This window comes from Mesorhizobium sp. M1307 (assembly GCF_040318155.1).
Classification (GTDB): Bacteria; Pseudomonadota; Alphaproteobacteria; order Rhizobiales; family Rhizobiaceae; genus Mesorhizobium.
The window spans coordinates 113349-139024 of record NZ_JAMYLR010000011.1 but is presented as its reverse complement, the minus strand read 5'-3'; the positions used below and the strand labels follow the sequence as shown (position 1 = coordinate 139024).

The 25676-nt window shown below is 61.7% G+C and carries 29 protein-coding genes; 21 read left to right on the top strand and 8 right to left on the bottom strand.

The genetic code is table 11. The features are described 5' to 3' along the window. Positions 1-16 precede the first annotated feature (16 nt). From NKH16_RS15815 to NKH16_RS15800, 4 genes are all read left to right on the top strand, one after another. Positions 17-982: a YVTN family beta-propeller repeat protein gene (locus NKH16_RS15815; protein ID WP_352541893.1), complete on the top strand. Its 966-nt coding sequence runs from the start codon at positions 17-19 to the stop codon at positions 980-982. A gap of 98 nt (positions 983-1080) precedes the next feature. Continuing rightward, on the top strand, positions 1081-1869 hold the full coding sequence (locus tag NKH16_RS15810) for a lanthanide ABC transporter ATP-binding protein PedB/LutE (protein ID WP_352833212.1): 789 nt from the start codon (positions 1081-1083) through the stop codon (positions 1867-1869). An 11-nt stretch (positions 1870-1880) separates the two neighbouring features. Continuing rightward, a complete protein-coding gene (locus NKH16_RS15805; protein WP_352458846.1) occupies positions 1881-2741 on the top strand; it encodes a lanthanide ABC transporter permease protein PedC in 861 nt (286 codons plus the stop codon). Next, a complete protein-coding gene (locus tag NKH16_RS15800; protein WP_352900334.1) occupies positions 2741-3364 on the top strand; it encodes a hypothetical protein in 624 nt (207 codons plus the stop codon). The genes NKH16_RS15805 and NKH16_RS15800 overlap by 1 nt, the downstream gene beginning before the upstream one ends. A 27-nt stretch (positions 3365-3391) precedes the next feature. Here the strand turns inward: NKH16_RS15800 and NKH16_RS15795 are convergent, their stop codons facing one another. The 4 genes from NKH16_RS15795 to NKH16_RS15780 form a co-directional block, all read right to left on the bottom strand. Continuing rightward, on the bottom strand, positions 3392-3592 hold the full coding sequence (locus NKH16_RS15795) for a hypothetical protein (protein ID WP_023678847.1): 201 nt from the start codon (positions 3590-3592) through the stop codon (positions 3392-3394). 295 nt (positions 3593-3887) lie between these two features. After that, positions 3888-4703: an oxidoreductase gene (locus NKH16_RS15790; protein WP_352458841.1), complete on the bottom strand. Its 816-nt coding sequence runs from the start codon at positions 4701-4703 to the stop codon at positions 3888-3890. 67 nt (positions 4704-4770) lie between these two features. Further along, positions 4771-6075: a beta-ketoacyl-ACP synthase II gene (gene fabF, locus NKH16_RS15785; protein WP_352746647.1), complete on the bottom strand. Its 1305-nt coding sequence runs from the start codon at positions 6073-6075 to the stop codon at positions 4771-4773. 46 nt (positions 6076-6121) lie between these two features. Beyond that, positions 6122-6700, bottom strand: a complete 579-nt coding sequence (locus tag NKH16_RS15780) for a TetR/AcrR family transcriptional regulator (protein WP_352746644.1) — start codon at positions 6698-6700, stop codon at positions 6122-6124. An 80-nt stretch (positions 6701-6780) separates the two neighbouring features. Here NKH16_RS15780 and NKH16_RS15775 point away from each other — a divergent pair, with 80 nt between their 5' ends. Both NKH16_RS15775 and NKH16_RS15770 read left to right on the top strand, forming a co-directional pair. Next, positions 6781-7143, top strand: coding sequence for a hypothetical protein (locus NKH16_RS15775; protein WP_352450679.1), 363 nt, complete (start codon positions 6781-6783; stop codon positions 7141-7143). Positions 7144-7254: 111 nt separating this feature from the next. Then, positions 7255-7560, top strand: a complete 306-nt coding sequence (locus NKH16_RS15770; RefSeq protein ID WP_352900330.1) for a nuclear transport factor 2 family protein — start codon at positions 7255-7257, stop codon at positions 7558-7560. Between the two features lie 354 nt (positions 7561-7914). Here the strand turns inward: NKH16_RS15770 and NKH16_RS15765 are convergent, their stop codons facing one another. After that, positions 7915-8874: a LysR family transcriptional regulator gene (locus NKH16_RS15765; RefSeq protein ID WP_352900328.1), complete on the bottom strand. Its 960-nt coding sequence runs from the start codon at positions 8872-8874 to the stop codon at positions 7915-7917. A 123-nt stretch (positions 8875-8997) separates the two neighbouring features. Here NKH16_RS15765 and NKH16_RS15760 point away from each other — a divergent pair, with 123 nt between their 5' ends. The 10 genes from NKH16_RS15760 (at position 8998) to gph (ending at position 19001) form a co-directional block, all read left to right on the top strand. Further along, the gene (locus tag NKH16_RS15760) at positions 8998-10044 is read left to right on the top strand and encodes a class 1 fructose-bisphosphatase (RefSeq protein WP_352900325.1); all 1047 of its coding nucleotides are present in this window, start codon (positions 8998-9000) and stop codon (positions 10042-10044) included. Between the two features lie 5 nt (positions 10045-10049). Then, positions 10050-10922, top strand: a complete 873-nt coding sequence (locus tag NKH16_RS15755; RefSeq protein WP_023678839.1) for a phosphoribulokinase — start codon at positions 10050-10052, stop codon at positions 10920-10922. Positions 10923-10932: 10 nt separating this feature from the next. Continuing rightward, complete coding sequence (gene tkt, locus NKH16_RS15750; RefSeq protein ID WP_352900323.1) at positions 10933-12954, top strand: transketolase; 2022 nt, start codon at positions 10933-10935, stop codon at positions 12952-12954. A 10-nt stretch (positions 12955-12964) separates the two neighbouring features. Beyond that, positions 12965-14044, top strand: coding sequence for a class II fructose-bisphosphate aldolase (gene fba, locus NKH16_RS15745; RefSeq protein ID WP_023678837.1), 1080 nt, complete (start codon positions 12965-12967; stop codon positions 14042-14044). A 21-nt stretch (positions 14045-14065) separates the two neighbouring features. Then, on the top strand, positions 14066-15559 hold the full coding sequence (locus tag NKH16_RS15740; protein ID WP_084641467.1) for a ribulose-bisphosphate carboxylase large subunit: 1494 nt from the start codon (positions 14066-14068) through the stop codon (positions 15557-15559). 18 nt (positions 15560-15577) lie between these two features. After that, positions 15578-16012, top strand: a complete 435-nt coding sequence (locus tag NKH16_RS15735; protein ID WP_292404010.1) for a ribulose bisphosphate carboxylase small subunit — start codon at positions 15578-15580, stop codon at positions 16010-16012. 8 nt (positions 16013-16020) lie between these two features. Beyond that, positions 16021-16959 carry a CbbX protein gene (gene cbbX, locus NKH16_RS15730; RefSeq protein ID WP_352900320.1) on the top strand — a complete coding sequence of 313 codons (939 nt, stop codon included), beginning with the start codon at positions 16021-16023 and terminating at the stop codon, positions 16957-16959. A gap of 62 nt (positions 16960-17021) precedes the next feature. Then, on the top strand, positions 17022-17708 hold the full coding sequence (gene rpe, locus NKH16_RS15725; protein WP_352900317.1) for a ribulose-phosphate 3-epimerase: 687 nt from the start codon (positions 17022-17024) through the stop codon (positions 17706-17708). 37 nt (positions 17709-17745) lie between these two features. Further along, positions 17746-18303, top strand: a complete 558-nt coding sequence (locus NKH16_RS15720; protein WP_352900314.1) for a thioredoxin family protein — start codon at positions 17746-17748, stop codon at positions 18301-18303. Beyond that, on the top strand, positions 18300-19001 hold the full coding sequence (gph, locus tag NKH16_RS15715; RefSeq protein WP_352900311.1) for a phosphoglycolate phosphatase: 702 nt from the start codon (positions 18300-18302) through the stop codon (positions 18999-19001). The genes NKH16_RS15720 and gph overlap by 4 nt, the downstream gene beginning before the upstream one ends. 57 nt (positions 19002-19058) lie before the next feature. Here the strand turns inward: gph and NKH16_RS15710 are convergent, their stop codons facing one another. Next, positions 19059-19439 carry a c-type cytochrome gene (locus tag NKH16_RS15710; protein ID WP_352756982.1) on the bottom strand — a complete coding sequence of 127 codons (381 nt, stop codon included), beginning with the start codon at positions 19437-19439 and terminating at the stop codon, positions 19059-19061. A gap of 364 nt (positions 19440-19803) precedes the next feature. On the opposite strand from NKH16_RS15710, the gene NKH16_RS15705 reads away from it, so the two are divergent. From NKH16_RS15705 to NKH16_RS15690, 4 genes are read left to right on the top strand one after another with little or no spacing between them, the layout of a single operon-like run. After that, positions 19804-20013, top strand: a complete 210-nt coding sequence (locus NKH16_RS15705; RefSeq protein ID WP_023678830.1) for a hypothetical protein — start codon at positions 19804-19806, stop codon at positions 20011-20013. Between the two features lie 43 nt (positions 20014-20056). After that, positions 20057-21043 (top strand): ABC transporter substrate-binding protein, encoded by a 987-nt coding sequence (locus tag NKH16_RS15700; protein ID WP_352450667.1) that lies wholly within the window; start codon positions 20057-20059, stop codon positions 21041-21043. Further along, a complete protein-coding gene (locus NKH16_RS15695) occupies positions 21040-21837 on the top strand; it encodes an ABC transporter permease (protein WP_352450666.1) in 798 nt (265 codons plus the stop codon). Before NKH16_RS15700 ends, NKH16_RS15695 begins: the two co-directional genes overlap by 4 nt. Next, positions 21806-22546 carry an ABC transporter ATP-binding protein gene (locus NKH16_RS15690; RefSeq protein ID WP_352821933.1) on the top strand — a complete coding sequence of 247 codons (741 nt, stop codon included), beginning with the start codon at positions 21806-21808 and terminating at the stop codon, positions 22544-22546. Before NKH16_RS15695 ends, NKH16_RS15690 begins: the two co-directional genes overlap by 32 nt. 103 nt (positions 22547-22649) lie before the next feature. On the opposite strand, the gene NKH16_RS15685 is transcribed toward NKH16_RS15690, so the two are convergent. Beyond that, the gene (locus tag NKH16_RS15685; protein WP_352900308.1) at positions 22650-23003 is read right to left on the bottom strand and encodes a hypothetical protein; all 354 of its coding nucleotides are present in this window, start codon (positions 23001-23003) and stop codon (positions 22650-22652) included. Between the two features lie 346 nt (positions 23004-23349). Next, positions 23350-23619 carry a hypothetical protein gene (locus tag NKH16_RS15680; protein ID WP_352474916.1) on the bottom strand — a complete coding sequence of 90 codons (270 nt, stop codon included), beginning with the start codon at positions 23617-23619 and terminating at the stop codon, positions 23350-23352. A gap of 180 nt (positions 23620-23799) precedes the next feature. On the opposite strand from NKH16_RS15680, the gene NKH16_RS15675 reads away from it, so the two are divergent. Continuing rightward, complete coding sequence (locus NKH16_RS15675; RefSeq protein WP_502894471.1) at positions 23800-25575, top strand: methanol/ethanol family PQQ-dependent dehydrogenase; 1776 nt, start codon at positions 23800-23802, stop codon at positions 25573-25575. The last annotated feature ends 101 nt before the right edge of the window (positions 25576-25676 follow it).

Genomic DNA, 25676 nt, shown 5'->3' with positions numbered 1-25676 from the left:
ATCGGGAGGAATTTTCGTGCAGAGACGAGCTTGCGCACTCGCCATTCTCGGCTTCATGGCCAATCCGGCGTGGGCTTACACCGTTTATGTCTCCAACGAGAAAGACAATACGATAACGGTCGTCGACACGGCGACGATGCAAGTGGTGAAGACCGTCGAAGTCGGCCAGAGGCCGCGCGGTATCACCATCTCGCATGACGGCAAGTTCATCTATTTGTGCGCCAGCGATGACGATACGATCGAAATCATCGATACCGCGACGCTGCAGATCGTTGGCACGCTGCCATCAGGCCCCGATCCCGAACTGTTCGTGCTTTCGCCCGACGGCAAGACGCTCTACGTCGCCAACGAGGACGACAATCTCGTCACCGCGATCAACGTCGAGAGCAAGCAGGTCATGACCGAGATTCCCGTTGGGGTGGAGCCTGAAGGCATGGCCGTCAGTCCCGATGGCAAAACCATGGTCAACACCTCCGAAACCACCAGCATGGCGCATTTCATCGACACCGACAGCCATGAGGTGACCGACAACGTCCTGGTCGACACGCGTCCGCGCTTTGCGCAATTCAAGCCCGACGGATCACAGATCTGGGTCAGTGCCGAAATCGGCGGTACCGTCAGCGTCATCGACAGTCTCAAACGCGAGGTGGTGAAGAAGATCCAGTTCGCGATTGCGGGATTGCGGCCCGAAACCATCCAGCCGGTCGGCATCGCGATCAGCGCCGACGGCAAGAAAGCCTATGTCGCTCTCGGCCCAGCGAACCATGTCGCAGTCATCAACACCGAGACCTACGAGGTGGAAAAATACATCCTGGTCGGCCAGCGCGTCTGGCATCTCGACTTCACCCCCGATCAGAAGACGCTGATCACCACCAACGGCAATTCCAACGACATCACCTTCATCGACACGGCGACGGACGAGCCGGTTCAATCGGTTACGGTGGGCCAGCAGCCTTGGGGCGTGGCAATATCGCCCCACTAGACCGCAGCAATGATCAGGGAGGCCGACGTGATGAATATTTGCCGCGGGGATGTTGCAAGTGCACTAGATAACCAGCGCGCCCCGAAGGAGCCAGCGGCATGCAGCATGTGAGGACAAGCGGAGCTGGAGAGGAGGTGGCAGCGCTCGATGTTGCCGGCATCAGCCATTCCTATGGTCCGAAGCGAGCGCTCCACGACGTCTCATTCTCGATCGCGCCGGGAACTTTCACCGTTCTGCTCGGCCTCAATGGGGCCGGCAAGACAACTTTGTTCTCACTGATCAGCCATCTTTACGGCACCCGCCGCGGATCGATCCGCATCTTCGGACATGACGTCAGCCGCGCTTCGGGCGAAGCGCTCAGGCGTGTCGGCATCGTATTCCAAGCACGTACGCTCGACCTCGACCTCAGCGTCCACCAGAACCTCTCCTACCACGCCTCGCTGCATGGCATTGATGGACACCAAGCCCGACAGCGCATCGCCGCGCTGCTCGATACAGTCAACATGCAGGGCCGTCAGCATGACAAGGCACGCAGTCTTTCCGGCGGCCAAATGCGGCGCATCGAGATCGCGCGGGCGCTGCTCCACCGCCCTTCCCTGCTGCTGCTCGACGAGCCGACGGTCGGTCTCGACATCCAGTCGCGTGCGGGCATTTTGGCCACCATCCGCAAACTCGTCGAAACCGAGGGCATCGGTGTGCTGTGGGCGACGCATCTGATCGATGAGGTCGAAGACGGCGACCATGTCGTCGTGCTGCGGCAGGGCGACCTGGTTGCCAAGGGTAAGGTGGCCGATGTCGTTGCGACGAGCGGTGCCAGTTCGATCCGCGACGCCTTTTCCAGGCTCAACCGCAACGAAACAAGCGGCATCGCGGAGATGTCGCCATGAGCGCTCCCGCAATGCCCGCAAAAGTCGCCGCCCTCACGCCGGTGAAGTTCGAACAGTTTGGGCTCCACCACTACCTCGTTTGCCTCAAAGGGATCGTCGTGCGGGAGTGCCTGCGCTTCCTGCATCAGCGCGAGCGCTTTATATCCTCGCTGGTTCGGCCGCTCGTCTGGCTGTTCATTTTTGCCGCCGGATTCCGGCAGGTGCTCGGCGTATCGATCATCCCGCCCTACAAGACCTACGTGCTCTACGAGGTCTACATCACGCCGGGCCTGTGCGGCATGATTCTGCTGTTTTCGGGCATGCAGTCTTCGCTGTCGATGGTCTATGACCGCGAAATGGGCAACATGCGCACCCTGCTGGTCAGCCCCTTCCCGCGATGGTTTTTACTGATCTCGAAGATGCTCGCCGGTGTCGCCGTGTCGATCGCGCAGGTTTACGCGTTCCTGATCGTTGCCTGGTTCTGGGGCGTCAAGGCGCCGCCGCTTGGCTATCTCACCGTGCTGCCGGCGCTGTTCCTGTCAGGCATGATGCTGTGCGCGCTCGGCATGCTTCTGTCCTCAATGATCAAGCAGCTCGAAAACTTCGCTGGCATCATGAACTTCGTCATCTTTCCCGGCTATTTCGCTTCTCCGGCACTCTATCCCTTGTGGCGTATCCAGGAGGCTAGCCCCCTGCTCTACAAAATCTGCCTCGCCAATCCATTTACTTACGCCGTCGAACTGATCCGCTTCGCCTTCTACGGCCAGGTTGACTGGCTGTCGCTGGGCGTCGTTGCCGGCTGCACGCTGCTGTTCCTTGCCGCCGCCATCATCGCCTACGACCCTTCGCGCGGCCTGATGACCCGCAAACAGGACACGGGAGGAAATGCCTGATGGCGATCCATGTTCGCGGTCTGGCTCTGGTCGCCATGCTCGCGCCGGGCGTCAACGCCATGGCAGCCAACCCCGATCCAGACTGGCCCTGCATGCAGCGCAAGGTGCCGCAACTCTCGCTCGGCCAGATCTGGAGCGGACCGGATCTTCCTTCAGCCGCGAAGGACTGGTCGAAGGACCCCACCATCTCCGCCCTGATCGAGGAAGTGGCAGCTCGCCGGATGCCGATTGCGGAAGCTCAAAAGAAGATCAGGGATTTCGCGGCCTCCTTGCCGGCCGAGCAACGTGCACCCAAAATGGCGATGATGGTGCAAGGCATGTTCGACCACCTGGACGCAGAGCGTTCGCAGGTGATCTCCGGTATTTCCCGCTACGCCCACAAGCAGCTCGAAATGGCCGCCGCGTTGCGCAAGGAAGCGTCCGATGTCGATGCATTGCGGGCAAAGCCGGATGCAGATCCCGAAGAGATCGATCGGCGAACCGAACAGCTGAAATTCGCAACGCGAATTTTCAATGAACGCGTCCAATCACTGACCTACGTCTGTGAAGTGCCGACGATAATCGAGCAGCGGCTTTATCAATTGTCCAAGGCCGTCTCGGAAACGCTCGCCGCGAAGAAATAGAACCTCATTCGATCTTCGCGGCGGATATCACGATCCACGGCCGGGCAGCACGCGCCAGCGCTGAACGAAATAACCGGGATGCGTCTCGATCCACTGGGCTACCAGCGATTGCGCCTGCATGAAGGCGGTCCCGGGATTCATCGCCAGGCCGTCCACCATCTGTTCGCGTTGTTCACAGGTCTGCGGCACATCCGTCAGGCAGACCATCATAACGAGCGTGTAGAGCATTACCCCTTGTCCCCTTCGATTCCCGAACCCCATGCCCGGGAGTTTCCGTGATACCGACCAGTCTGCAGGGATCGCACATACGGATCACTTACGGGTGTGAAAGGAACGTGGCCCCCGCTCTTTCGCGCCGCAATATAACATGGCGCTAATCTAACGCCAACGACCGCAGGGCTCGGTCGCGGACGCGCGCGCATCGAAGATGCGCGTCCGGCTGTGCCAGTGCCAAAAAATGTGAACTCCTGGAACGCGCTCTCGCATGGGCTCGACCGAAACAGGAATATCATTGTTGTCGACCTCAGACCGGCAGTCCGTTCTGCTTTCGCAGGCTCTTGTCGAAAGCGGATGCGGGGACGAAACGGCGCAGGAAACTGACCTGGCGCGCCATTTTTCCAGCCGCATAGCGCCCCTTCGGAGCGGGATCGGTCGCAGCCGCCAAAACGGTCCTGGCCACCACTTCCGGCGCATCGCCTTTTTCCATCGCTTTCCGCACAGCTGCATTCATGCCGGCGCGCGCAGAGTCATAGATGTCAAGCAACTGATCCGGCCTGGCGAGATTTTCTTCAAATGAGGTGCGGGTATAGGCGGGCTCCACCAACACGACGCGAATTCCGAAAGTACGCAGTTCGTGGTCGAGCGATTCGGAGTAGCCCTCAACGGCATGCTTGGTCGACGAATAAAGCGCGAAATAGGGAGCTGGAATGAACCCCTGCACCGAGCTCAAATTGACGATTCTGCCCTTGCCTTGGCGGCGCATTGTCGGCAACACCGCTTTGGTTACTCGCATAACGCCAAAGACGTTCACGTCAAACAACGACTTGGCCTGGGCCATCGAGGACTCCTCCGCGCCACCAAGCAGGCCAACGCCGGCATTATTGACAAGCAGGTCAATGCGCCCGGTCTCGGCCAGCACGTCCTGGACAAGTTTCGCCACGGACGTGTCATCGGTCACGTCACAGGCCAGCATGGTAACGCCATCGGATCGGTCGACGACCGCGCGACGGCTGGTTCCGAACACGCGAAAGCCCGCGTTCTGCAGGGCTTTGGCCGTTGTGTGCCCGATACCGCTGGATGCCCCCGTCACCAGGGCGACGCCTAGATTGGTCTTGTTCATGGAGGGTCACTTCTTTCTTCGTTTTGGATTGGCGTGGGAGAAGCACGACAGGTCGGAGCGAAAGGCATCAATCATGAGCGCCTCCGGTACTCGCGCCGGCCAGATCATCCGTCCAGCGCCGGAACAGCGCGCTGGCATTAACGCCTCCGAAGCCGAAGCCATTGGAGATTGCATAGCCCATCGCCATCGGCCGGGCCCGGTTTGCGACGAAGTCGATCCCGTCGCCGGCCGGATCGGGAGCGCTCAGATTGAGGGTCGGCGGTGCCATCTGATCCCTGAGCGCCAGGATTGCGAAGATTGCTCCAAGCCCGCCGGCGGCTCCGAGCAGGTGTCCGGTCGCCGATTTCGATGCACTGACAGCTATCGCGAAATCGCGCCCGAACACGCTCTTGATCGCTTCGATCTCACCCAGGTCGCCCACCGGCGTGGAGGTCGCATGGGCATTGAGATGACGAACCTCGCGGGGCGAAATCCCTGCTTGGGCGATTGCGATCTCCATGGCCCGGCGCGCACCGTCGCCGTCCTCGGGACCGGAGGTGACGTGATGAGCATCCGCCGTCGTGCCGTAGCCGACAAGCTCGGCCAGCGGTCTTGCGCCGCGCGCCAGCGCGTGGCTCAATTCCTCGATGACCAGCATGCCGGCTCCTTCGCCCATGACGAAGCCGTCCCGCGACTTGTCGAACGGTCGGGAGGCCTCATCAGGACGGTGATTAAAGGACGTCGAAAGAGAGCGTGCCGCAGCAAACCCACCGAGGCTGACAAGATTCATGCATGCTTCCGTCCCGCCGCACACGGCAATATCGGCCTCGTTGGCGCGGATTAGGCGAGCCGCATCGCCGATCGCCTGAATGCCGGCCGCGCACGCCGTCACGGGTGCACCGAGCGGACCTTTGAAGCCATAGCGGATCGAGACGTGGCCTGCCGCGAGGTTCACCAGGAAGGACGGCACCGTAAAAGGTGATAGACGGCGGACGCCGCGCCGGTCGACCGTGCGCACCGCCTCGGTTATGGCCGGGAACCCGCCGACGCCCGAGGCGATGATCGTGGCCGTGCGCAAGCGATCCGCTTCCGAGACGGGGGCCCATCTTGCTTGGGCGAGCGCCTCTTGTGCCGCGGCCAGCGCAAAGAGAATGAACCGGTCTACCTTGCGCTGATCCTTCGGCGGAAGGATGGCTTCCGGATCGAAACCAGCGTCCGGATCTTCTTCTGTGGAGGGCACCACCCCGCCGACCTTCGCTGGCAGGTCGCCCACCACATCATCCGCAAGCCTCCGGATGCCCGAGCGGCCGGCCAGGAGACGCGACCAGGACGTTTCAACATCGGCAGCAAGGGGCGTAACCGCTCCCATGCCCGTAACAACAATCCGTCGCATCTATTTTCCTGTCAGTTTGGGCGCGCCGCAGGCGCCGCGACGCCGTTCAAGCGCCGGCTGATTCACGAACCTGATTGGCCGCCGCATCCAGAAAGGCCTGCGCGAGGTCAGGATCGTTGATGACGCGCGATAACATCAGCGCACCCACCATCGTCGAGAGAATGGCCATGGCCCTGGTATCGAACTCCCCGCCACCGGTCTCAGCAATGAAACGGCCGAGGATCTCGAGATGCTCCTTGATCCCGGCTTCGAATGGCGCTTTCACGTCCTTGCCCTGTCTGGCGGCATCCGAGCCGAGCGCCACGATCGGGCAGCCGTCCATCTTTTCTCCGCGATGGTCCATACTGAGGTAGAACGCGATCACCGCGCCAAGCGGATCATCAGGGTTTGCCGCAGTCGCGGCCGACCATCGACGGGTGGCGCTCTCCATCGCCCGCCTGGACGCCTGCGCCGCCAGGTCGTCCTTGGATGCGAACTGCTTGTAAAACGCGCCTTGGGTCAGTCCGGCACCCTTCATCAGATCCTTAAGGCCGATACCATCAAAGCCGCGCTCCCGAAAAAGGCGGCTTGCCACGTTGATTACGGTTTCTCGGTTTTCCGCGGCCTGGGTACGACTTACGCGCATTTTTGACCTCTTTTTTAGATTGCGTTCGTAATCTATAGCCTATATAGAGTTCGAACGCAATCTAAAAAAGGAGATATGAAATGATCCGCAAAACCCTGAGCGCATCGCTCCTGGCCGCGCTGTTTCTTGCGACCCCGGCTTTTGCCGAGGAAGCCACCATCGGACGCCCGATCGAGGGCGGCAGCCTGCACGAGGGACACCTTGACATGGTTGTCTACTACGTCCCGGTCGACGGCGGCCTCCTGGAGGTCACCGCCACCTTCGCGCCGAAGACGGGGGGCGATCCGCTGCGCATCGTCATGGGTCTCGCCGACGATGACTCCGTGGCTTTTTCCATGCCGGGCCACCGAGGCTCGCTCTACGCGTTCTCAAGGTCCGGGGATGAGGTGACGGTGTCGACCGAGACTGACATGCATCTGCGGGCCGACGCGACAATACGCTGAGCCAGAGTTCAGACCGCAGCCGGCGTGCTGCTGGCCGTGGGCTCTCGCGTCCGCTCGGCTCGCCACACGGTGCCTCGATCACGCCATCGAATAAGTTTGGGGAGAGGTCAAATGCTATACAGCTATTTTGTCGAGAAATCGGTCCGAGAGAGCTTCGACCACGTCAACGACCATCGCTGGGATGAGGCGGTGAAGGCACTCGCGCCGAATGTCCATCACCGCGTTTCCGGCGCCCACGCACTTGGTGGTGAGCGCCGCGACAAAGAAGCCATGCGCCGCTGGTTTGAGCGCCTCGGCCGCGTCCTGCCCAATCTCCATCTCACGGTCAACCACATCTGGGTGAAGGGCTGGCCGTGGCATACTACCGTGTTTGCCCAGTGGGACGGCACCGCAACACTGCTCAATGGCGACGCGTAGTACGTCAACCGTGGTCTACACGTGTTCACCCTGCGGTGGGGCAGAGTCTATGCACTTGAGGAATTTTACGATTCACAAGCAGCGGCCCGCGGTCTTGCCGCCCAAGCGGCAGCTGGCCTCGAAGAAGCTGTCGCCGAACCAATTGTAGGCTAGCAGACGCTCAGTCAAAGCCCACCCGTTCCGTACGCGGGGGCGCTACCGCGTGGGCCAGCGCTTGGAGGGCGGTCGCCTCGGCTCCGCAAATGCGTGCCACCAGCGATGCCTCGGCTCGTGAACATCGGTCAGGAGGTCACAGCCGATCAGCCGCTGATACACACCATCGTTTGTCTGAAGCGTTTGCCTGGACCGCGCGCCCTAACTCGCGCGACCTCTACTGTTCAGTTCCTCGTGCGGATAGAGCTTGCCGAACAGTGGCAGGTACATCGCGCCCTTGCGCATCAGGAAATCGTGGAAGGTCGCCATCGCCGGCGAGATCGCGTGATCGCTGCGCATCACCGAAAACCATTGCCGGCGGATCGGCATGCCGACGACGTCGAGGATGACCAGCCGGCCAGCCTCGATTTCCGCGGCGATGGTGTGGGCAGAGATGAAGGCGATGCCGAGCCCGGCCATCACCGCCTGTTTGATCGTCTCGTTCGAGCCCATCTCGACGCCGAGATCGTCGATGCGGCCGGGCACGTCGCTCAGGAATATTTCCAGTGAGATGCGCGTTCCGGAGCCGGGCTCGCGAATGAGGAAATGCTCCTCGGCGATCCGCTCCTTGGAAATGTCGCGTGCCGACGCCAGCGGGTGGTCGGGCGGTGCGATGATGACCAGCGGGTGATCGCCGAAGACCGAAGCACGCACCGGGACTTCCTTGGCCGGGCGTCCCATCAGCGCGATATCGATGTCGTGGTTCGTCAGATTGTCGATCGTCTCGGCGCGGTTGCCGATGGCAAGGCGCATGTCAATATCGGGATGTTCCTTCATGAAGGCGGCCATCAGCCGCGGCGCGAAATATTTGGCCGTGGAAACGACGCCGAGCCGCAAGCTGCCGGCTCGCACGCCCTTGATCGCATCCATCTTGTCTTCGAGCAGACGAAGCCGCTCCTCGATGGCTTGTGCCGTCTCGACGAAGGCCAGACCTGCGGCAGTGGGACGCATGCCGTCCGACGTCCGGTCGAACAAGGCCAGTTGGAACTCCTCCTCCACCTGCCGCAACTGGATCGTTACCGCTGGAGGAGACAGGCCTAACACCTTGGCCGCGCTGACGATTTTTCCGTGGCTGATGATTGCCTGAACGGTCTTGAACTGCTTGAGCGTGAGGTTTCTCATACGGCATACTAAAATCTTTTTACTGCCTGAGTAAAGTTATTGAATTTTACTTATCCAGCGTCGTTTGTTCTCCTTTCCCAATCCGGCCGACCCGAGGAGAGGCGGCTGGATCGGGAGGTTACGATGCCAGCGGCAACACTCGACGCTTTTCTGAACTCCTATCTTGGCGAGCCGGACGAACTGCGCTCCGCCGTCGTAGCGACCATCCGTCAGCTGACGCAGGCGGCCACCACAATCCGCAACACCATCAATCAAGGGGTGCTCGGCACCGCCTTTGCGGGAACCCGCGGCGCCAATGCTGACGGCGACATCCAGAAGGATCTCGATGTCTTCGCCGATGACATCTTCCTCGACGCCATGCGCCACGCTCCGGTCGCGCTCTACGCTTCCGAGGAACTGGAGCAGCCGGTGCTGCTCGACAGGCAAGCGCCTCTTGCCATCGCCATCGACCCGCTCGACGGCTCATCCAACATCGACACCAACGTGTCGATCGGAACGGTCTTCTCGCTCCTCCCTGCAATTGGTGCGCCGGATGGGAATCCGGCCGCCTCGTTTTTGCAGGCAGGGGTGAACCAGCTGGGCGCCGGCTTCTTCATCTACGGCCCGCAGCTGGCGCTGGTTCTGTCGCTCGGCAGCGGCACCCATGTCTTCGTTCTCTCGACCAGGCTCGGCACCTTCGTCCAGGCCTACGAGAGCCGGATCATCCCACAGCGAACCCAGGAGTTCGCCATCAACGCCGCCAACTACCGGCACTGGGACGAGGCGGTGCGGCTCTACATCGACGACTGCCTTGAAGGCACCGAAGGCCCACGTGAGAAGGACTTCAACATGCGCTGGATCGCCTCCCTGGTCGCGGACTGCTACCGCATATTGATGCGCGGCGGCGTATTCCTGTATCCAGGCGACAAGCGCAAGGGCTACAGGCAGGGGCGACTTCGCCTCGTCTATGAGGCAAATCCGATCGCCTATCTCGTCGAACAGGCGGGCGGTGCCGCCACCGATACGATCACCCGCATCCTCGAAATCGAACCAGAGAGCCTGCACCAGCGCGTGCCCATGGTTTTCGGATCGGCGCGCGAAGTCGCGCGCATCACCCGCTACCACACCGAACCGAGCGCCATCGGCGAACGCGCGCCGCTTTTCAGCCGCCGCGGCCTTTTCAGGGCCTGAAGACCATGTCGGCAAAGCACCCCATCATCACCATCACCGGGTCGTCGGGCGCAGGCACTACCTCTGTCAAGCGCATCTTCGAGTTGATCTTCCGGCGCGAGAACATCGGGGCCGCCTTCATCGAAGGCGATGCTTTCCATCGCTACGACCGCGCCACGATGAAGGCGAAGGTGGCCGAGGAGGAAAAGGCGGGCAATCCGAACTTCACCCACTTCCACGCCGAGGCCAATGAATTGGCAATCCTCGAAGAGGTATTCGAGGAATATGGCCGCCGGGGAACCGGAAAGACCCGCACCTACATCCATGACGAGGATGAGGAGAAGCAGTACGGCACGCCGCCGGGACATTTCACCGAATGGCGCGAATTTCCTCCGAGCGACCTGCTCTTCTACGAGGGCCTGCATGGCTGCGTCGTCACCGACAAGATCAACCTGGCCAGGCACGCGGACCTCAAGATCGGCGTGGTGCCGGTCATAAATCTCGAATGGATCCAGAAGATCCATCGCGACCGCGCAACGCGCGGCTATTCCACCGAGGCGGTGATGGACGTGATCCTGCGCCGTATGCCGGACTATGTCCGCTACATCGTCCCGCAGTTTTCGCAGACCGCCATCAACTTCCAGCGCGTGCCGATCGTCGACACGTCCAATCCATTCATCGCGCGCTGGATTCCGACGCCCGACGAATCGATGCTGGTTATCCGCTTCGCCAATCCCCGCGGCATCGATTTCCCCTACCTGCTTTCGATGATCCACGACTCGTTCATGTCGCGGCCGAATTCCATAGTGGTGCCCGGCAACAAGCTCGACCTTGCCATGCAGCTGATCCTGACGCCGCTCATCCTGCAATTGATCGAACGCAAGAACCGTGTGTCGTGAGGAGGACGCCATGAACAGCCAAGCAGCAGCACTGAAGCCCGTCGCCGCCGTCTCGGAGCGCGACATGGCCAACGCCATTCGCGCACTGGCGATGGACAGCGTCCAAAAGGCCAATTCCGGTCATCCGGGCATGCCGATGGGCATGGCCGATGTCGCAACGGTGCTGTTCAGCCGTTTTATCAACATCGATCCGTCGGCCCCCAACTGGCCCGATCGCGACCGCTTCGTGCTGTCGGCCGGGCACGGCTCGATGCTGCAGTATGCGCTGCATTACCTGCTAGGCTTTGAAGACATGCCGATCGAAGAATTGCAGCGGTTTCGCCAGCTGGGCAGCCGCACCGCCGGACATCCGGAATATGGCCATGCGCTTGGCATCGAGACGACGACCGGCCCGCTTGGACAAGGCATTTCGACCGCTGTCGGCATGGCGCTGGCGGAGCGCATGCTGGCGGCCCGCCACGGCGCCGATCTCGTCGACCATTTCACCTACGCGATCGCCGGCGACGGCTGCCTGCAGGAAGGCATCAGCCACGAGGCGATCGATCTTGCCGGTCACCTGAAGCTCTCCCGGCTGATCGTCTTTTGGGACGACAATGCGATCTCGATCGACGGGCCCACATCGCTGTCGACATCGATGGACCAGCCGGCGCGGTTCAAAGCCGCTGGATGGCATGTCCAGTCGGTGAACGGCCACGACACGGAAGCCGTCGCTGCCGCAATCGAAGCAGGACAGCAGTCGGACCGGCCGTCCCTGATCGCCTGCCGCACGGTGATCGGCAAGGGCGCGCCCAATCTGGGTGGTTCGGAAAAGACGCATGGCGCGCCGCTGGGCGATGCGGAGATCGCCGCGACGCGCGAAAACATCGGCTGGGCCTTCGCGCCGTTCGAGGTGCCGGACGATATCCTTTTCGCCTGGCGCGAGATTGCCGGCCGCGGTCAAGTGGCACGCCGCGCCTGGGAGCAGCGGCTTGCCGCCTCGCCACGGCGGCAGGCCTTCGAGAGCGCGGTCGCCGGCGTCCTGCCCGACGTGGTCTTCGAAGCACTCGACGCTTTCCGCAAGGAGCATGTCGGGAAGGCGACCAAGGTTGCAACGCGAAAAGCCTCGGAAATGGCACTCGCTGCGATCAATGGCGCAACCGAACTGACCGTCGGCGGCTCCGCCGATCTGACGCATTCGAACCTGACGATCACCAAGGGTATGAGCCGCATCGCGCCGGGCGACTACGCCGGCCGCTACATCCACTATGGAATCCGCGAGCACGGCATGGCCGCAGCCATGAACGGCATCGCACTACATGGCGGCTTCGTGCCTTATGGCGGCACGTTCCTGTGCTTCGCCGACTATGCGCGCGGCGCGATGCGGCTCTCGGCGCTCATGGGCCAGCGTGTCATCTATGTGATGACGCATGATTCCATCGGTCTCGGCGAGGACGGCCCGACCCACCAGCCGGTCGAGCACCTGGCGATGCTGCGGGCGACGCCAAACCTCAACGTCTTCCGTCCGGCCGACATCATCGAAACGGCGGAGTGCTGGGAACTGGCGCTGAGAAGCGAGAAGCGGCCGAGCGTGCTGGTGCTCTCGCGCCAGAACCTGCCGATGCTGCGCCAAGCACCTAGCGGCGAGCCACACAGCGACGAGAACCGGTCGAGCCGGGGCGCCTACATCCTGCGCGAGCCAGCCGGGCAGCGCGCGGTGACGCTGATCGCCACCGGCTCGGAGGTCGAGATCGCGGTTGCCGCCGCCGAACGGCTGGAGACCGAGCACGGCGTCGTCGCCGCGGTTGTCTCGATGCCGTGCTGGGAGCTTTTCGAGGAGCAGGACGCCGGCACCCGCAAGGCCGTCCTCGGCTCGGCGCCCCGCATTGCCATCGAAGCCGCAGCACGGCTCGGCTGGGACCGCTGGATCGGCGACACCGGCACTTTCGTCGGCATGGCCGGCTTCGGCGCCAGCGCCCCTGCCCCGGACCTCTACCGGCATTTCGACATCACGCCCGAAGCCGTCGCGGCAGCGGCGCTGAAGCTCATCATCTAGGAGGACGACCATGGCCCGCATCACCCTTCGCCAGCTTCTCGACCATGCCGCCGAGCACGGCTACGGGGTGCCGGCATTCAACATCAACAACATGGAACAGGGCCTCGCCATCATGGAGGCCGCCAGGGCCTGCGATGCGCCGGTCATCATCCAGGCCTCGCGCGGCGCCCGTTCCTACGCCAATGACATCATGCTGGCCAAGATGATGGAGGCGTTGACCGAAATCCATCCGGCCATTCCGCTATGCATCCATCAGGATCACGGCAACAACGAGGCCACCTGCCTGTCGGCGATCCGCCACGGCTTCACCTCGGTGATGATGGACGGATCGCTGATGGCGGATGCCAAGACACCGGCGAGCTACGATTACAACGTCGCCATCACCGAACGTGTCGCACGCATGGCGCATTGGGTCGGCGCTTCGGTCGAAGGCGAGCTCGGCGTGCTCGGCTCGCTGGAAACCGGCCAGGGCGAGGCCGAGGACGGGCACGGCGCCGAAGGTGCGCTTTCCCATGACCAGCTTTTGACCGATCCCGATCAGGCGGTCGACTTCGTGACCGCCACCCGGGTCGACGCGCTGGCGATCGCCTGCGGTACCTCGCACGGCGCCTATAAATTCAGCCGCAAGCCTGACGGCGGTATCCTGGCCATGCAGGTGATCGAGGCGATTCACGAAAAGCTGCCCAACACGCATCTGGTCATGCACGGGTCTTCCTCCGTGCCGCAGGAACTGCAGGACATCATCAACAACTATGGCGGCGAGATGCCCCAGACCTTTGGCGTCCCGGTCGAGGAAATCGAGCGCGGCATCCGCTACGGCGTGCGCAAGGTCAACATCGACACCGATTGCCGAATGGCCATGGCCGGGCAGTTCCGCCGCGTTGCGACGGAGGACCCGCGCGAATTCGATCCGCGTAAATTCCTGAAACCCGCCATGGACGCGCTGCGCGACCTTTGCCGCGATCGCTTCGAACGCTTCGGCACCGCAGGCCACGCGTCGAAGATCAGGGTGATCGCCATGGATGAGATGGCGAAACGTTACGCCGCAGGAAAGCTCGACCCCCAAATCGCAACCGCGAAGGCCGCCTGAGCGGCAAACAGGAGACCTGCCATGAACAAGATCGACATGCCCTCAGCGGGCACGCTCAAGGAAGGCAAGGAACGCTACAGGTCGGGCGTCATCCCCTACAAGAAGATGGGCTACTGGGAGCCGGACTACCGGCCCAAGGAGACCGACCTGATCGCCATGTTTCGGATCACGCCGCAGCCCGGCGTCGACCACGAGGAGGCGGCCGCCGCCATCGCCGGTGAATCCTCTACCGCGACATGGACCGTGGTGTGGACCGACAGGCTGACCGCCTGCGAGCTCTACCGCGCCAAGGCATTCAAATCCGAGCCGGTGCCGAACACAGGTCCAGGCACCAGGATCGAGCAACAGTACTTCGCCTATATCGCCTACGACCTCGACCTGTTCGAGCCCGGCTCCATCGCCAACCTGACTGCATCGATCATCGGCAACGTGTTCGGCTTCAAGGCCGTCAAGGCCTTGCGGCTCGAGGACATGCGCATCCCGGTGGCTTACCTCAAGACCTTCCAGGGCCCGGCGACCGGCATCGTGGTGGAACGCGAGCGGCTCGACAAGTTCGGCCGGCCGCTGCTCGGCGCGACGACGAAGCCGAAGCTTGGCCTGTCCGGCCGCAACTACGGCCGCGTCGTCTACGAGGCGCTGAAGGGTGGCCTCGACTTCGTCAAGGACGACGAGAACATCAACTCACAGCCCTTCATGCATTGGCGCGACCGTTTCCTCTACTGCATGGAGGCAGTGAACAAGGCGTCGGCCGCCACCGGCGAAGTCAAGGGCCATTATCTCAACGTCACCGCCGGCACGATGGAGGACATGTACGAGCGCGCCGAATTTGCAAAACAGCTTGGCTCCTGCATCGTCATGATCGACCTCGTCATTGGCTACACGGCGATCCAGTCGATGGCCAAGTGGGCACGCCGCAACGACATGATCCTGCACCTCCACCGGGCCGGCAACTCGACCTATTCGCGCCAGAAGAACCACGGCATGAATTTTCGCGTCATCTGCAAATGGATGCGGATGGCCGGCGTCGATCACATCCATGCCGGCACGGTGGTCGGCAAGCTGGAAGGCGACCCGCTTATGATCAAGGGGTTTTATGACACGCTGCGCGAGGAGCGCACGCCGCAGAACCTCGAAACCGGGCTGTTCTTCGATCAGGACTGGGCCTCGCTCAACAAGGTGATGCCCGTCGCCTCCGGTGGCATCCATGCCGGCCAGATGCACCAGTTGATCCATTATCTCGGCGAGGACGTCATCCTGCAGTTCGGCGGCGGCACGATCGGCCATCCGGACGGCATCCAGGCCGGCGCGACGGCCAATCGCGTCGCGTTGGAGGCGATGATCCTCGCCCGCAACGAGGGCCGCGACTATCTGCGCGAAGGGACCAAAATCCTCGAACAGGCGGCCAGATGGTGCACGCCGCTCAAGGCGGCCCTGGAGACGTGGAAGGACGTCACCTTCAACTACGAATCGACCGACACGGCCGACTTTGTGCCAACCGCAACGCCGAGCTTCTAGACGAAAGGAACCGTCGCCATGATGACCAATCCCGGAAACAAGGTCACGCAGGGACAGTTTTCGTTCCTGCCCGACCTGACCGATGAGCAGATTTCGGCGCAGATCAAATACGCACTGAAAAACCACTGGGCCGTCAGCGTCGAGTACACGGACGATCCGCATCCGCGAAACACCTACTGGGAAATGTACGGCAACCCGATGTTCGACCTGAAGGACCCGGCCGGCATCCTGCTTGAAATCAACAATTGCCGCAAAGCCATGCCCAACATGTATGTCCGGGTCACCGCATTCGATTCGACCAAGGGCTGGGAAGCTCCGCGCATGTCGTTCATCGTCAACCGGCCGCCCAACGAACCCGGGTTCCGGCTGCTGCGCCAAGAGCGCGACGGCCGCAGCCAAGGCTATTCGATCGTGCCTTATGCGACCGACAGGCCCGAAGGCGAGCGGAGCTAGGCGAAACCATGCTGGACGCGATAGCAAAGGGCGCTGCCGCGCAGGACGAATCGGTTGATCTACAGGCCGAGTTCGAGGCGTCCAACATCGACGAGGTGATGGACAAGCTCGACCGCGAACTCGTCGGCCTGAAGCCCATCAAGAACCGCATCCGCGAGATCGCTGCGCTGCTCCTGGTCGACCGGCTTCGCCGCAAGTTCGGGCTGATCTCTGGCGCACCAACGCTGCACATGAACTTTACGGGAAATCCCGGTACCGGAAAGACCACCGTGGCGCTCAGAATGGCCGAAATCCTGCATCGTCTTGGCTATGTCCGCGAAGGGCACATGGTCGCGGTGACGCGCGACGATCTCGTCGGCCAGTATGTTGGCCACACCGCGCCCAAAACCCGCGAAGTGATCAAGCGCGCCATGGGCGGGGTGCTTTTCATCGACGAGGCCTACTATCTCTACAAGCCCGAGAACGAACGCGACTACGGCCAGGAATCGATCGAAATCCTGCTGCAATGCATGGAAAACAACCGTGACGATCTGGTTGTGATTCTTGCCGGCTACAAGGACAAGATGGACCGCTTCTTCGACAGCAATCCCGGCATGCGCTCGCGCATCGCCCATCACCTCGATTTTCCGGACTACGGCGTCAGCGAACTCAAATCAATCGCCGAGATCATGCTGGCGGAACAGAATTACCGTCTCAGCGAAGCGGCGGCCAAGGCGCTCGAAGAGTATCTCCCGATCCGCATGCGGCTGCCGCATTTCTCCAACGCCCGCTCCGTTCGCAATAGCCTCGACCGGGCGCGGCTTCGCCAGGCCGGCCGGCTTTTCGCATCGCGCGACCGGGCGTTGACGAAAATCGATCTTATCACCATCGAGGAATCCGATATTCGCGGCAGCCGCGTGTTCGCGGAAGGTAAGCTCGAAGGCGAACCGGAGACAAAGGCGCGCTGACAAGCTGACGCCGGTTGGCGTGCAGCGACCGGAAACGGAAGACAGAATGGGAGCAGACGACCATGGGTACTAAGACAATCATCGCGCCCTCGGTGCTTTCCGCGGACTTCTCGCGGCTCGGCGACGAGGTCGAAGCGGTCGCCCGGGCGGGTGCCGACTGGATCCATCTCGATGTGATGGACGGTCATTTCGTGCCCAACATCACCTTCGGTCCGCCGGTGATCAAGGCGATCCGTAATCGAACGGACAAGGTCTTCGACTGCCACCTCATGATCGCGCCGGCCGACGCCTATCTCGGCGCCTTCGCCGATGCCGGCTGCGACATCATTACGGTGCATGCCGAGGCCGGGCCGCATCTCGACCGATCGCTGCAGGCAATCAAGAATCTCGGCAAGAAAGCCGGCGTGTCGCTGAACCCGTCGACGCCGGAAAGCGTCATCGAGTATGTGCTCGACCGGCTCGATCTGGTGCTTCTGATGACGGTCAACCCAGGCTTCGGCGGCCAGGCTTTCATTGCGGCGGTCGTCGACAAGGTCAGGCGGGTCAAGGCGCTGATCGGCAACCGCCCGATCGACATCGAGATCGACGGCGGCGTCACGCCCGAGACCGCTCCGTTGGTCACCGCGGCCGGCGCCAATGTGCTGGTCGCCGGCTCGGCCATCTTTAGGGGTGGCACCGAGGCGGCCTATCGCGCCAATATCGGCGCCATCAGACAGGCGGCCGACGGGGCGATCCGGAAAGCCGCGTAAACCGCTTCATCGGCAAGCATTTTCATCGGAGGAAAACTTGGCGGCAATCCCACCTGTCTGCGACTTCGGCTGGCGAGCCATCGACGCCGTTTTGCCCGGCGTCGACGGCACATCGCATTCGATCTTAAGCCACGCCGGCCCGAACGGGCTGGTGGTGGCCTTCATCTGCAATCACTGCCCCTATGTGAAGGCGGTGATTTCACGCATCGTGCGCGATGCCAACGACCTCAAGACCGAAGGCATCGGCTTTGTCGCGATCAACTCCAACGATGCCGACGCCTACCCGGATGATTCCTTCGACAACATGAAGCTTTTCGCCAGGACGAACGGCTTCACTTTCCCCTACCTCCACGACGAGCGCCAGACGGTAGCGCGTGCCTATGGAGCCGTTTGCACCCCGGATTTCTTCGGGCTCAACAGCGAGCTGACGCTGCAATACCGCGGCCGGCTGGACGCGTCCCGACGCGACGCCGGGCCGCCCGGACTGAGACGCGACCTGTTCGAGGCGATGAAGCAGGTTGCCCGAACCGGCGACGGACCGCTTGACCAGATCGCTTCGATCGGCTGTTCGATCAAGTGGAAGGATGCTGCATGAACGTCGGCGCAGGCAGGCCGTTTCGCTCGCCCAAGGCGATCCTGTTCGACCTCGACGGCACACTGGTCGATTCGGCACCTGATATAGCGGCCGCCGTCAACGAATTGCTGGCCGGCCACGATCTGCCGCCGCTGCGGCTGGATCAGGTCAAGGCCATGATCGGCGGCGGCATCAGGAAACTGGTCGAACGCGCCTTCGCGGCTTCCGGCACGCCGCTCCTCGGCAGCGCGCTCGATGAGGCCAACCGGGTCATGGCGCCGATCTATCGCAGGCATCTGACCGGCCGCACGAGGCTGATGCCTGGCGTCAGGGAGGTTCTCACGCACTTGCATTTGAGCGGAATAGCCATGGCCGTGGTGACCAACAAGCCGCAGTTGGCGGCGCGCGAAATCCTGCTGCATTTTCGGCTGACGGAATATCTCGGCGCGATCGTCGGCGGAGACGCGGTGACATCATTGAAACCGGCGCCAGACGCGCTGTCGCTGGCGCTCGACCTGCTTCAGGTCGAACCTCGTGACACGCTGATGGTCGGAGACAGCAGCGCCGACGTGGCCGCCGCCCGCGCCGCCGGCATGGCAGTCATTCTGCTGCGTGGCGGTTACAGCCAAATTCCCGTTGAAGAGCTTGGCGCCGACCTCGTTTGCGACAGCCTGTTCGATCTGCCGTCCGCGATGCAGAGGCTGCAAGACGCTGCGTGACCCCATGCGCAAAGCCGAGCCAACGCCGAGCGCAGTCCAACGGCCGGCAGTACCGCGTTATTTTGAGAATTGTTTTAGATAAGCAATGACGTTGGCGATGTCCTCGTCTTTCTTGAGGCCGACAAACGCCATCTTGGTTCCTTTGACCATCGCCCTGGGATCGCGAAGGTAGGTCGTCAGCGTGGCCTCATCCCATTTAACGCCGGACTTGCCGGCCTCGGCCATGGCCTTGGAATAGCTGAACCCCGGATGCGTCCCGGCCGTTCGGCCGATGACGCCGTTCAAGGACGGGCCGACCTTGTTCTGGTCCTTGTCTGCGACGTGGCAGACCTTGCATTTGGCGAAGACCTTCTCACCCGCCGCGGCATCCTGTGCCTGAGACTGGGTAGTGACAAAGGTGGCGACGGACACGGCGGCGAAAAAAGCGACTGCGCGCATGGCATTTCCTCATTGATCGTGTGAGTGCCCGGGACACTTTACGCGTGTCGATGCCTTGATCGCCGGCATTCGTTTTAAAGCGGGAGAGCGAACCATTCGTCCTTCCTCCCCGGACTGGCAGCACCTGCACACCTCGAAAAGCTAGACTGCCGATGAGGGAAGTCAATCGTACAAAGGTCCTGTTTCGTTTCCCGACTGCGCGACGGGAAGTGTGTAGCGACACGCGGTCCACATCATTGACGCCTGTTGGCCGAACGCGTAGCCTCACTCCAACCGGTTTGCTGTTTGGGCACCTTCAGGAATCCGCGCAACTCCAAAGCACGAACTCTGGAGAGTTCGCCGCGCAGGCGATGATAAGTGCCAAATGGACATGGTCGATCTCATATTAACGGTGTGCCTTAGCGCCAATCCGGGCAATTGCCGAGATGAACATCTCTATTTCGAGAGCCGCGGCTCTCTGTTCCAATGCATGTTCCTGGCGCCCGCCGAGATCGCAAAATGGTCTCAGGAACATCCGAGTCTCAAGGTCGTGCGCTGGAAATGTGCCGTTCCGAGCAAGGAACGAGCGATTTGATCGACATTCCCGGTTCGTCGACGGCCCTGAAAGAGGAGACGCCATGATGATTTCGCGGCGCACGACGCTGCGCTTGGCGGCTCTGGGGGCCATCCTCGCCTCAAAGCCGGTTGCCGTCTTTGCGGCCGCTAAGGTCCGAATTGGTGTCCTGAAGTTCGGCACCGTGAGTTGGGAACTCGATACGTTGAAACGCCACAAGCTCGACGAGGCCAACAGGATCGATCTGGAAATTGTCTACTTCGCCGGGGAGGATGCGACCAACGTTGCGCTGCTGGCCGGCGCGATCGACATGATCGTGACCGACTGGCTGTGGGTCTCGCGCCAGCGCTCCGAGGGCGGCGACCTTACATTGGCCCCTTATTCGACCGCCGTGGGGGCAATCATGGTGAAGGAGGAATCGCCGATCCGGACGCTCGCCGACCTCAAGGAAAAGAAAATCGGTGTCGCCGGCGGCCCGCTCGACAAGAGCTGGCTACTGGTCCAGGCGCTTGCCAGACGCGATCACGGCCTCGACCTGCCGACAGCCTGTGACGTCGTCTTTGGCGCGCCGCCGCTGATTTCTGAAAAGGCGATGCAAGGCGAACTCGATGCCGTGCTCAATTTCTGGCATTTCTGCGCCCGGCTCGAGGCCAATGGCTTTCGTCGGTTGATCGGTGCGGATGACGCGACGAAAGCGCTTGGTGCCTCGGGCCCCGTGTCGGCACTCGGCTACGTCTTCCACGACCAATGGGCGAGCGACAATCCGGATGCCGCCCGGGGCTTTTTGAAGGCATCCAAGCAGGCCAAGGACTTGCTGGCCAGATCCGATGATGAATGGCTGCGCCTGGCGCCGCTCATTCGCGCAGAAGGCAAGGAGCTGGAAAAACTGCGCGACCGCTATCGCCAGGGCATCCCCAGACGGCCGGTCGCCGAAGAAGCGGCCGATGCGGGCAAACTCTATCACGTGCTGGCCGCGATAGGCGGCGAGAAGCTGGTTGGCAGGGCACCCGAGATGGCGCCCGGCACGTTCTGGCCGGAACTCGCGAAATGACCGCAACGGAAGGCAAGTCGCGTCGATCCGGCTTTGCGACGGCGCTGAGGCCAGCGCTGACGGTAACGCTTTCCCTGCTGGGACTTTGCCTGCTGTGGAGCCTCGCGGCCAATCTGTGGCAAAGCCGCGCTTTCCCCTCACCAGGGCAGGTCTGGCAGGTGCTGCTCAGGGAAGCGGCGAGCGGCGACCTTTTTTATCACCTTGGCGCGACGCTCGGACGGGTTGCTGCGGCGTACGTCGTCGCAATGATTGTCGGCTCGGTCATCGGCGTCATCCTCGGCAGCTACCGCGGTGCGGACCGGTTCTTCAGTCCATGGGTGGTCCTGTTTCTCAACATTCCCGCGCTGGTGGTCATCGTGCTCGCCTATATCTGGTTCGGCCTCAACGAGGCGGCGGCGATTGGCGCGGTTGCCGTGAACAAGATCCCGAATGTCGTGGTGACGATGCGCGAAGGCGCCAGGGCATTTGATCCGCGTTATGCCGAAATGGCCGCCGTCTACCGCTTCGGCCCACTCGAGCGCATCCGCCATGTCCTGCTGCCGCAACTGCAGCCCTATTTTGCCGCGGCCTCGCGGTCCGGCATCGCTCTCATCTGGAAGATCGTCCTGGTGGTCGAACTGCTCGGCCGCTCCAATGGTGTCGGCTTCCAGATCTATCTCTATTTCCAGCTCTTCGACGTCGCCGCCATTCTTGCCTACACGCTGGCTTTCGTGGCGGTGATGCTTGTCATCGAACTCCTCCTGGTGCAGCCCGTTGAACGACATGCAACCCGTTGGCGCGGCCGTCCCGCTTAGGGTCGACATCGCTGAAAAGACCTTCAGGTCCGCGCAAGGCGTCTCGATCACGGCGCTTCAGGGTCTGTCTTTCGAGGTCCGGCAAGGCGAATTCGCTTGTCTGCTTGGGCCGTCGGGCTGCGGCAAGACCACGACGTTGCGCATCCTGCTTGGACTGGACAAAGACTTTTCCGGCTCTTTCCAACTGCCGCAAGGCGGCTCGAACCGGATCGCCGCCGTGTTCCAGGAGCCGACTTTGCTGCCGTGGCGGACCCTGGAGCAGAATGTCAGGCTGGCGCTGCCGAAAAGCCTAAGAGCGAAGAGTCTCGACGAGCTGTTTGACACTCTCGGCCTCGCCGGCATGCGCTCGCTCTATCCGGCGGAGCTTTCGCTCGGCCTTGCGCGCAGGGCAGCGCTTGCCAGGGCCTTCGCCACCGAACCGGCGGTACTTTTCCTGGACGAACCCTTTGCCTCCCTGGACGAACAGACCGCCGAGCGGCTTCGGCACCTGCTTTTGACCGTCTGGTCGGCGCGGCCCACGACCGCCTTGATGGTCACGCACAATCTGCGCGAGGCACTGATGCTGTCGGACCGCATCATCGTGCTTGAGCAGCGCCCAGCCCACGTGCTCGGCATGTTCGACGTAAGACTGCCGCGACAACATCGCAACCCACAGGTGATGAGCGACCTTTTGCGATCATTCCAGCAAAAATTTCCGGGCGTGGCCTGATCGCCTTACGGCTCGAATGCGGATTGCAAGGTATTTCGCAGCCAACGCCAATAGAAACGGCAAGACTGTGAGGCGCACCGCCACGCGTGCCTGTTCCGCCTGACTAAAAGCAACGTACGTCGGCTTCAGCCTGCGCGCGTTTCAGTTCCGCGCGCGCCGCCTTCGCTGGCGCGCTTTCGCGAAACAACCCTGCCGCCTCCCCTGTCGTCAGCGACATGCTTTTGAAGGTCTCCGCCCTCTCATAGTGATCGTAAGGAAGGATCGAGGCGATAACATCGATCGAGCAGGAACAGCTTTCAAGCGCCTGACGTGTCTGGCCATTTGTTTGCATGCAGCCGAGCACGTAGTCGGCAATCGTTGCCGTCGGGTAGTCTCCCGCGGCGTTGGCCAAGTTCGCAAAGGCCAGCGTCGCCGCAAAGGCCACCGGCAAGGTGAGAGATCCAACAGACCTTATCATGAGGAACCTCCAGTTGGCCTGGACACCATGCATCCAGACGGGATCATCGCTCCAATTGGCGACGTGCCGCAAAGCCAGTCAAGCTCCCATGGCCTGCGTATAGGACCAAAGGAGGAATGCCCTATCGACCGACAAGAGCCCGCTTCATGACCCGCTGCGCACCCTCCTTCATACGTTCATTTCATGCTTCGCTCACTATCGGCAACCAGCGATAAGCACGCATACTTACTCGTAGGTGCCCCGCAGAATATATCGAAATAAAGTCAAATGTGTATCACCTCAAGAATACGGGAACAATATGTTTGCTATATATATCGCGGCTGGCGGTCGTCCTCTTATTAGTTTTTCACGCGGCGCTTATTTTAATTGTTTCTAAATATTGCATCGCACCATATCGATATTGCAGCGCAGCGACCCATTGTAGGTTTTTGCTTGCCTGGCCTTTTACGATGACATAGCTTTTTCCTGTTTCCGGCTTCAAGAGCGCCACCGTCATCAGGGAGCGGCGGCAGTCTTTCGAAGACCAAGGGGGGCGGGCGGTAACGGTGCCCTCTGCTTCGGGGTAGGTCGTGACAGCTGCCGGAAAATAACTTCCCAACATGAATTGCTTGGGCAAGCCCTTGTGGGGCTTGACGGTCGATTCTTCACTGCGAACCCGGGAGGATTTTGGATGCGTGTACTTGCGAAAACTACCTACATTCTGACGACCGCGGCGTTTTTATCGCTCGGCGCTGCCTATACGGCTTCGGCCAATGAAGACCTTGCAAAGCTCGCATCGGATGCGAAGAACTGGGCGATGCAGACGGGTGACTACGCCAACACCCGCTATTCCAAACTCAACCAGATCACTGCCGACAATGTGAAGAACCTGCAGGTCAAATGGAGCTTTTCCACCGGCGTGCTGCGCGGTCACGAAGGCGGGCCGCTGGTCATCGGCGACGTGATGTATGTCCACACGCCTTTCCCAAACAACGTCTATGCTCTGGACCTCAAGAATGACGGCAAGATCCTGTGGAAATACGAGCCCAAGCAGGACACGAACGTCATTCCGATCATGTGCTGCGACACGGTCAATCGCGGTGTTGCCTATGGCGACGGCAAGATCATTCTCAACCAGGCCGACACCACCGTCGTCGCGCTCGATGCCAAGACCGGCAAGGTCGTCTGGTCTGTCAAGAACGGAGACCAGACCGACGGCGGAAAGGGCGAATCCGGCACGTCGGCACCCGTAGTCATCAAGGACAAGGTGCTCGTGGGCGTCTCCGGTGCTGAATTCGGTGTTCGCGGCTGGCTGGCCGCCTACAATCTGAAAGACGGCAAGCTCGCCTGGAAAGCCTATTCGGAAGGTCCTGATGCAGACACCCTTCTCGATCCCGAGAAGACCACCCATCTCGGCAAGCCTGTCGGAAAAGATTCCGGCACGAACACCTGGGAAGGCGAACAGTGGAAGACGGGCGGCGGCACGACATGGGGATGGTATTCCTATGATCCCAAGCTGAACCTGGTCTATTACGGCACCGGCAATCCCTCGACGTGGAACCCGGTCCAGCGCCCAGGCGACAATCGCTGGTCCATGACAATCATGGCTCGCGATGCGGATACCGGTGTTGCCAAATGGCTCTACCAAATGACCCCGCATGATGAGTGGGACTATGACGGCATCAACGAGATGATTCTCGTCGATGGCATGGAGGTCAACGGCGCCAAGCATGACGTGCTGGTGCATTTCGACCGCAACGGCTTTGCCTACACAATGGATCGAGCCACCGGCGAACTTCTCGTCGCCAAGAAATACGATCCGGCAGTGAACTGGGCGACGGAAGTCAACATGGATCCCAAGAGCGACCAGTATGGCCGCCCGCAGGTCGTCGCCAAGTATTCGACCCAGCAGAACGGCGAAGACACCAACTCGACCGGTATCTGCCCGGCCGCGCTTGGAACCAAGGACCAGCAGCCGGCTGCCTACTCGCCGAAGACCGGGTTGTTCTACGTGCCGACCAACCATGTCTGCATGGACTATGAGCCTTACAAAGTGAGCTACACCGCCGGTCAGCCCTATGTGGGCGCCACCGTGTCGATGTATGCGGCGCCCGGCGGTGACGGCAACATGGGCAACTTCATTGCCTGGGATGCAGCCAAGGGTGAGATCGTCTGGTCGAAGCCCGAGCAGTTCTCGGTGTGGTCGGGCGCATTGGCGACAGATGGCGACGTCGTCTTCTACGGTACCCTCGAAGGCTACATCAAGGCGGTCGATAAGGACGGCAAGGAACTTTACAAGTTCAAGACCCCGTCCGGCATCATCGGCAACATCACGACCTATGAGCATGACGGCAAGCAGTACGTCGCCGTTCTGTCCGGCGTCGGTGGATGGGCGGGTATCGGTCTGGCAGGGGGGCTGCTTTCGCCCGATAACGCCGCTGCCTGGCATGGCGCCGTCGATCAGGGCCGTGCGCAGGGCGACGAGACCGCGGTCGTTGGAACCGCTGGTCTGGGTGCCGTCGGCGGTTACGCGGCACTTGCCGACTATACGACGCTGGGCGGCCAGCTCACCGTCTTCGGCCTCCCGGACTGATAACCGGGAAGAGCCTTACGACTAGGTTCGAAAACGAGAGCCCGGGTCACCGGGAAGCCGGGAACCGGGCTCTCGATTGCGCCGCGCACCCAACTCCGATC

What these genes read in the sequence shown, in the direction of transcription:
- NKH16_RS15810 (WP_352833212.1), top strand. Translation starts at nt 1,081, where the DNA reads ATGCAGCATGTGAGGACAAGCGGAGCTGGAGAGGAGGTGGCAGCGCTC.
- NKH16_RS15805 (WP_352458846.1), top strand. Translation starts at nt 1,881, where the DNA reads ATGCCCGCAAAAGTCGCCGCCCTCACGCCGGTGAAGTTCGAACAGTTT.
- NKH16_RS15800 (WP_352900334.1), top strand. Translation starts at nt 2,741, where the DNA reads ATGGCGATCCATGTTCGCGGTCTGGCTCTGGTCGCCATGCTCGCGCCG.
- NKH16_RS15795 (WP_023678847.1), bottom strand. Translation starts at nt 3,592, where the DNA reads ATGCTCTACACGCTCGTTATGATGGTCTGCCTGACGGATGTGCCGCAG.
- NKH16_RS15790 (WP_352458841.1), bottom strand. Translation starts at nt 4,703, where the DNA reads ATGAACAAGACCAATCTAGGCGTCGCCCTGGTGACGGGGGCATCCAGC.
- fabF (WP_352746647.1), bottom strand. Translation starts at nt 6,075, where the DNA reads ATGCGACGGATTGTTGTTACGGGCATGGGAGCGGTTACGCCCCTTGCT.
- NKH16_RS15780 (WP_352746644.1), bottom strand. Translation starts at nt 6,700, where the DNA reads ATGCGCGTAAGTCGTACCCAGGCCGCGGAAAACCGAGAAACCGTAATC.
- NKH16_RS15775 (WP_352450679.1), top strand. Translation starts at nt 6,781, where the DNA reads ATGATCCGCAAAACCCTGAGCGCATCGCTCCTGGCCGCGCTGTTTCTT.
- NKH16_RS15770 (WP_352900330.1), top strand. Translation starts at nt 7,255, where the DNA reads ATGCTATACAGCTATTTTGTCGAGAAATCGGTCCGAGAGAGCTTCGAC.
- NKH16_RS15765 (WP_352900328.1), bottom strand. Translation starts at nt 8,874, where the DNA reads ATGAGAAACCTCACGCTCAAGCAGTTCAAGACCGTTCAGGCAATCATC.
- NKH16_RS15760 (WP_352900325.1), top strand. Translation starts at nt 8,998, where the DNA reads ATGCCAGCGGCAACACTCGACGCTTTTCTGAACTCCTATCTTGGCGAG.
- NKH16_RS15755 (WP_023678839.1), top strand. Translation starts at nt 10,050, where the DNA reads ATGTCGGCAAAGCACCCCATCATCACCATCACCGGGTCGTCGGGCGCA.
- tkt (WP_352900323.1), top strand. Translation starts at nt 10,933, where the DNA reads ATGAACAGCCAAGCAGCAGCACTGAAGCCCGTCGCCGCCGTCTCGGAG.
- fba (WP_023678837.1), top strand. Translation starts at nt 12,965, where the DNA reads ATGGCCCGCATCACCCTTCGCCAGCTTCTCGACCATGCCGCCGAGCAC.
- NKH16_RS15740 (WP_084641467.1), top strand. Translation starts at nt 14,066, where the DNA reads ATGAACAAGATCGACATGCCCTCAGCGGGCACGCTCAAGGAAGGCAAG.
- NKH16_RS15735 (WP_292404010.1), top strand. Translation starts at nt 15,578, where the DNA reads ATGATGACCAATCCCGGAAACAAGGTCACGCAGGGACAGTTTTCGTTC.
- cbbX (WP_352900320.1), top strand. Translation starts at nt 16,021, where the DNA reads ATGCTGGACGCGATAGCAAAGGGCGCTGCCGCGCAGGACGAATCGGTT.
- rpe (WP_352900317.1), top strand. Translation starts at nt 17,022, where the DNA reads ATGGGTACTAAGACAATCATCGCGCCCTCGGTGCTTTCCGCGGACTTC.
- gph (WP_352900311.1), top strand. Translation starts at nt 18,300, where the DNA reads ATGAACGTCGGCGCAGGCAGGCCGTTTCGCTCGCCCAAGGCGATCCTG.
- NKH16_RS15710 (WP_352756982.1), bottom strand. Translation starts at nt 19,439, where the DNA reads ATGCGCGCAGTCGCTTTTTTCGCCGCCGTGTCCGTCGCCACCTTTGTC.
- NKH16_RS15705 (WP_023678830.1), top strand. Translation starts at nt 19,804, where the DNA reads ATGGACATGGTCGATCTCATATTAACGGTGTGCCTTAGCGCCAATCCG.
- NKH16_RS15700 (WP_352450667.1), top strand. Translation starts at nt 20,057, where the DNA reads ATGATGATTTCGCGGCGCACGACGCTGCGCTTGGCGGCTCTGGGGGCC.
- NKH16_RS15695 (WP_352450666.1), top strand. Translation starts at nt 21,040, where the DNA reads ATGACCGCAACGGAAGGCAAGTCGCGTCGATCCGGCTTTGCGACGGCG.
- NKH16_RS15690 (WP_352821933.1), top strand. Translation starts at nt 21,806, where the DNA reads ATGCAACCCGTTGGCGCGGCCGTCCCGCTTAGGGTCGACATCGCTGAA.
- NKH16_RS15685 (WP_352900308.1), bottom strand. Translation starts at nt 23,003, where the DNA reads ATGATAAGGTCTGTTGGATCTCTCACCTTGCCGGTGGCCTTTGCGGCG.
- NKH16_RS15675 (WP_502894471.1), top strand. Translation starts at nt 23,800, where the DNA reads ATGCAGACGGGTGACTACGCCAACACCCGCTATTCCAAACTCAACCAG.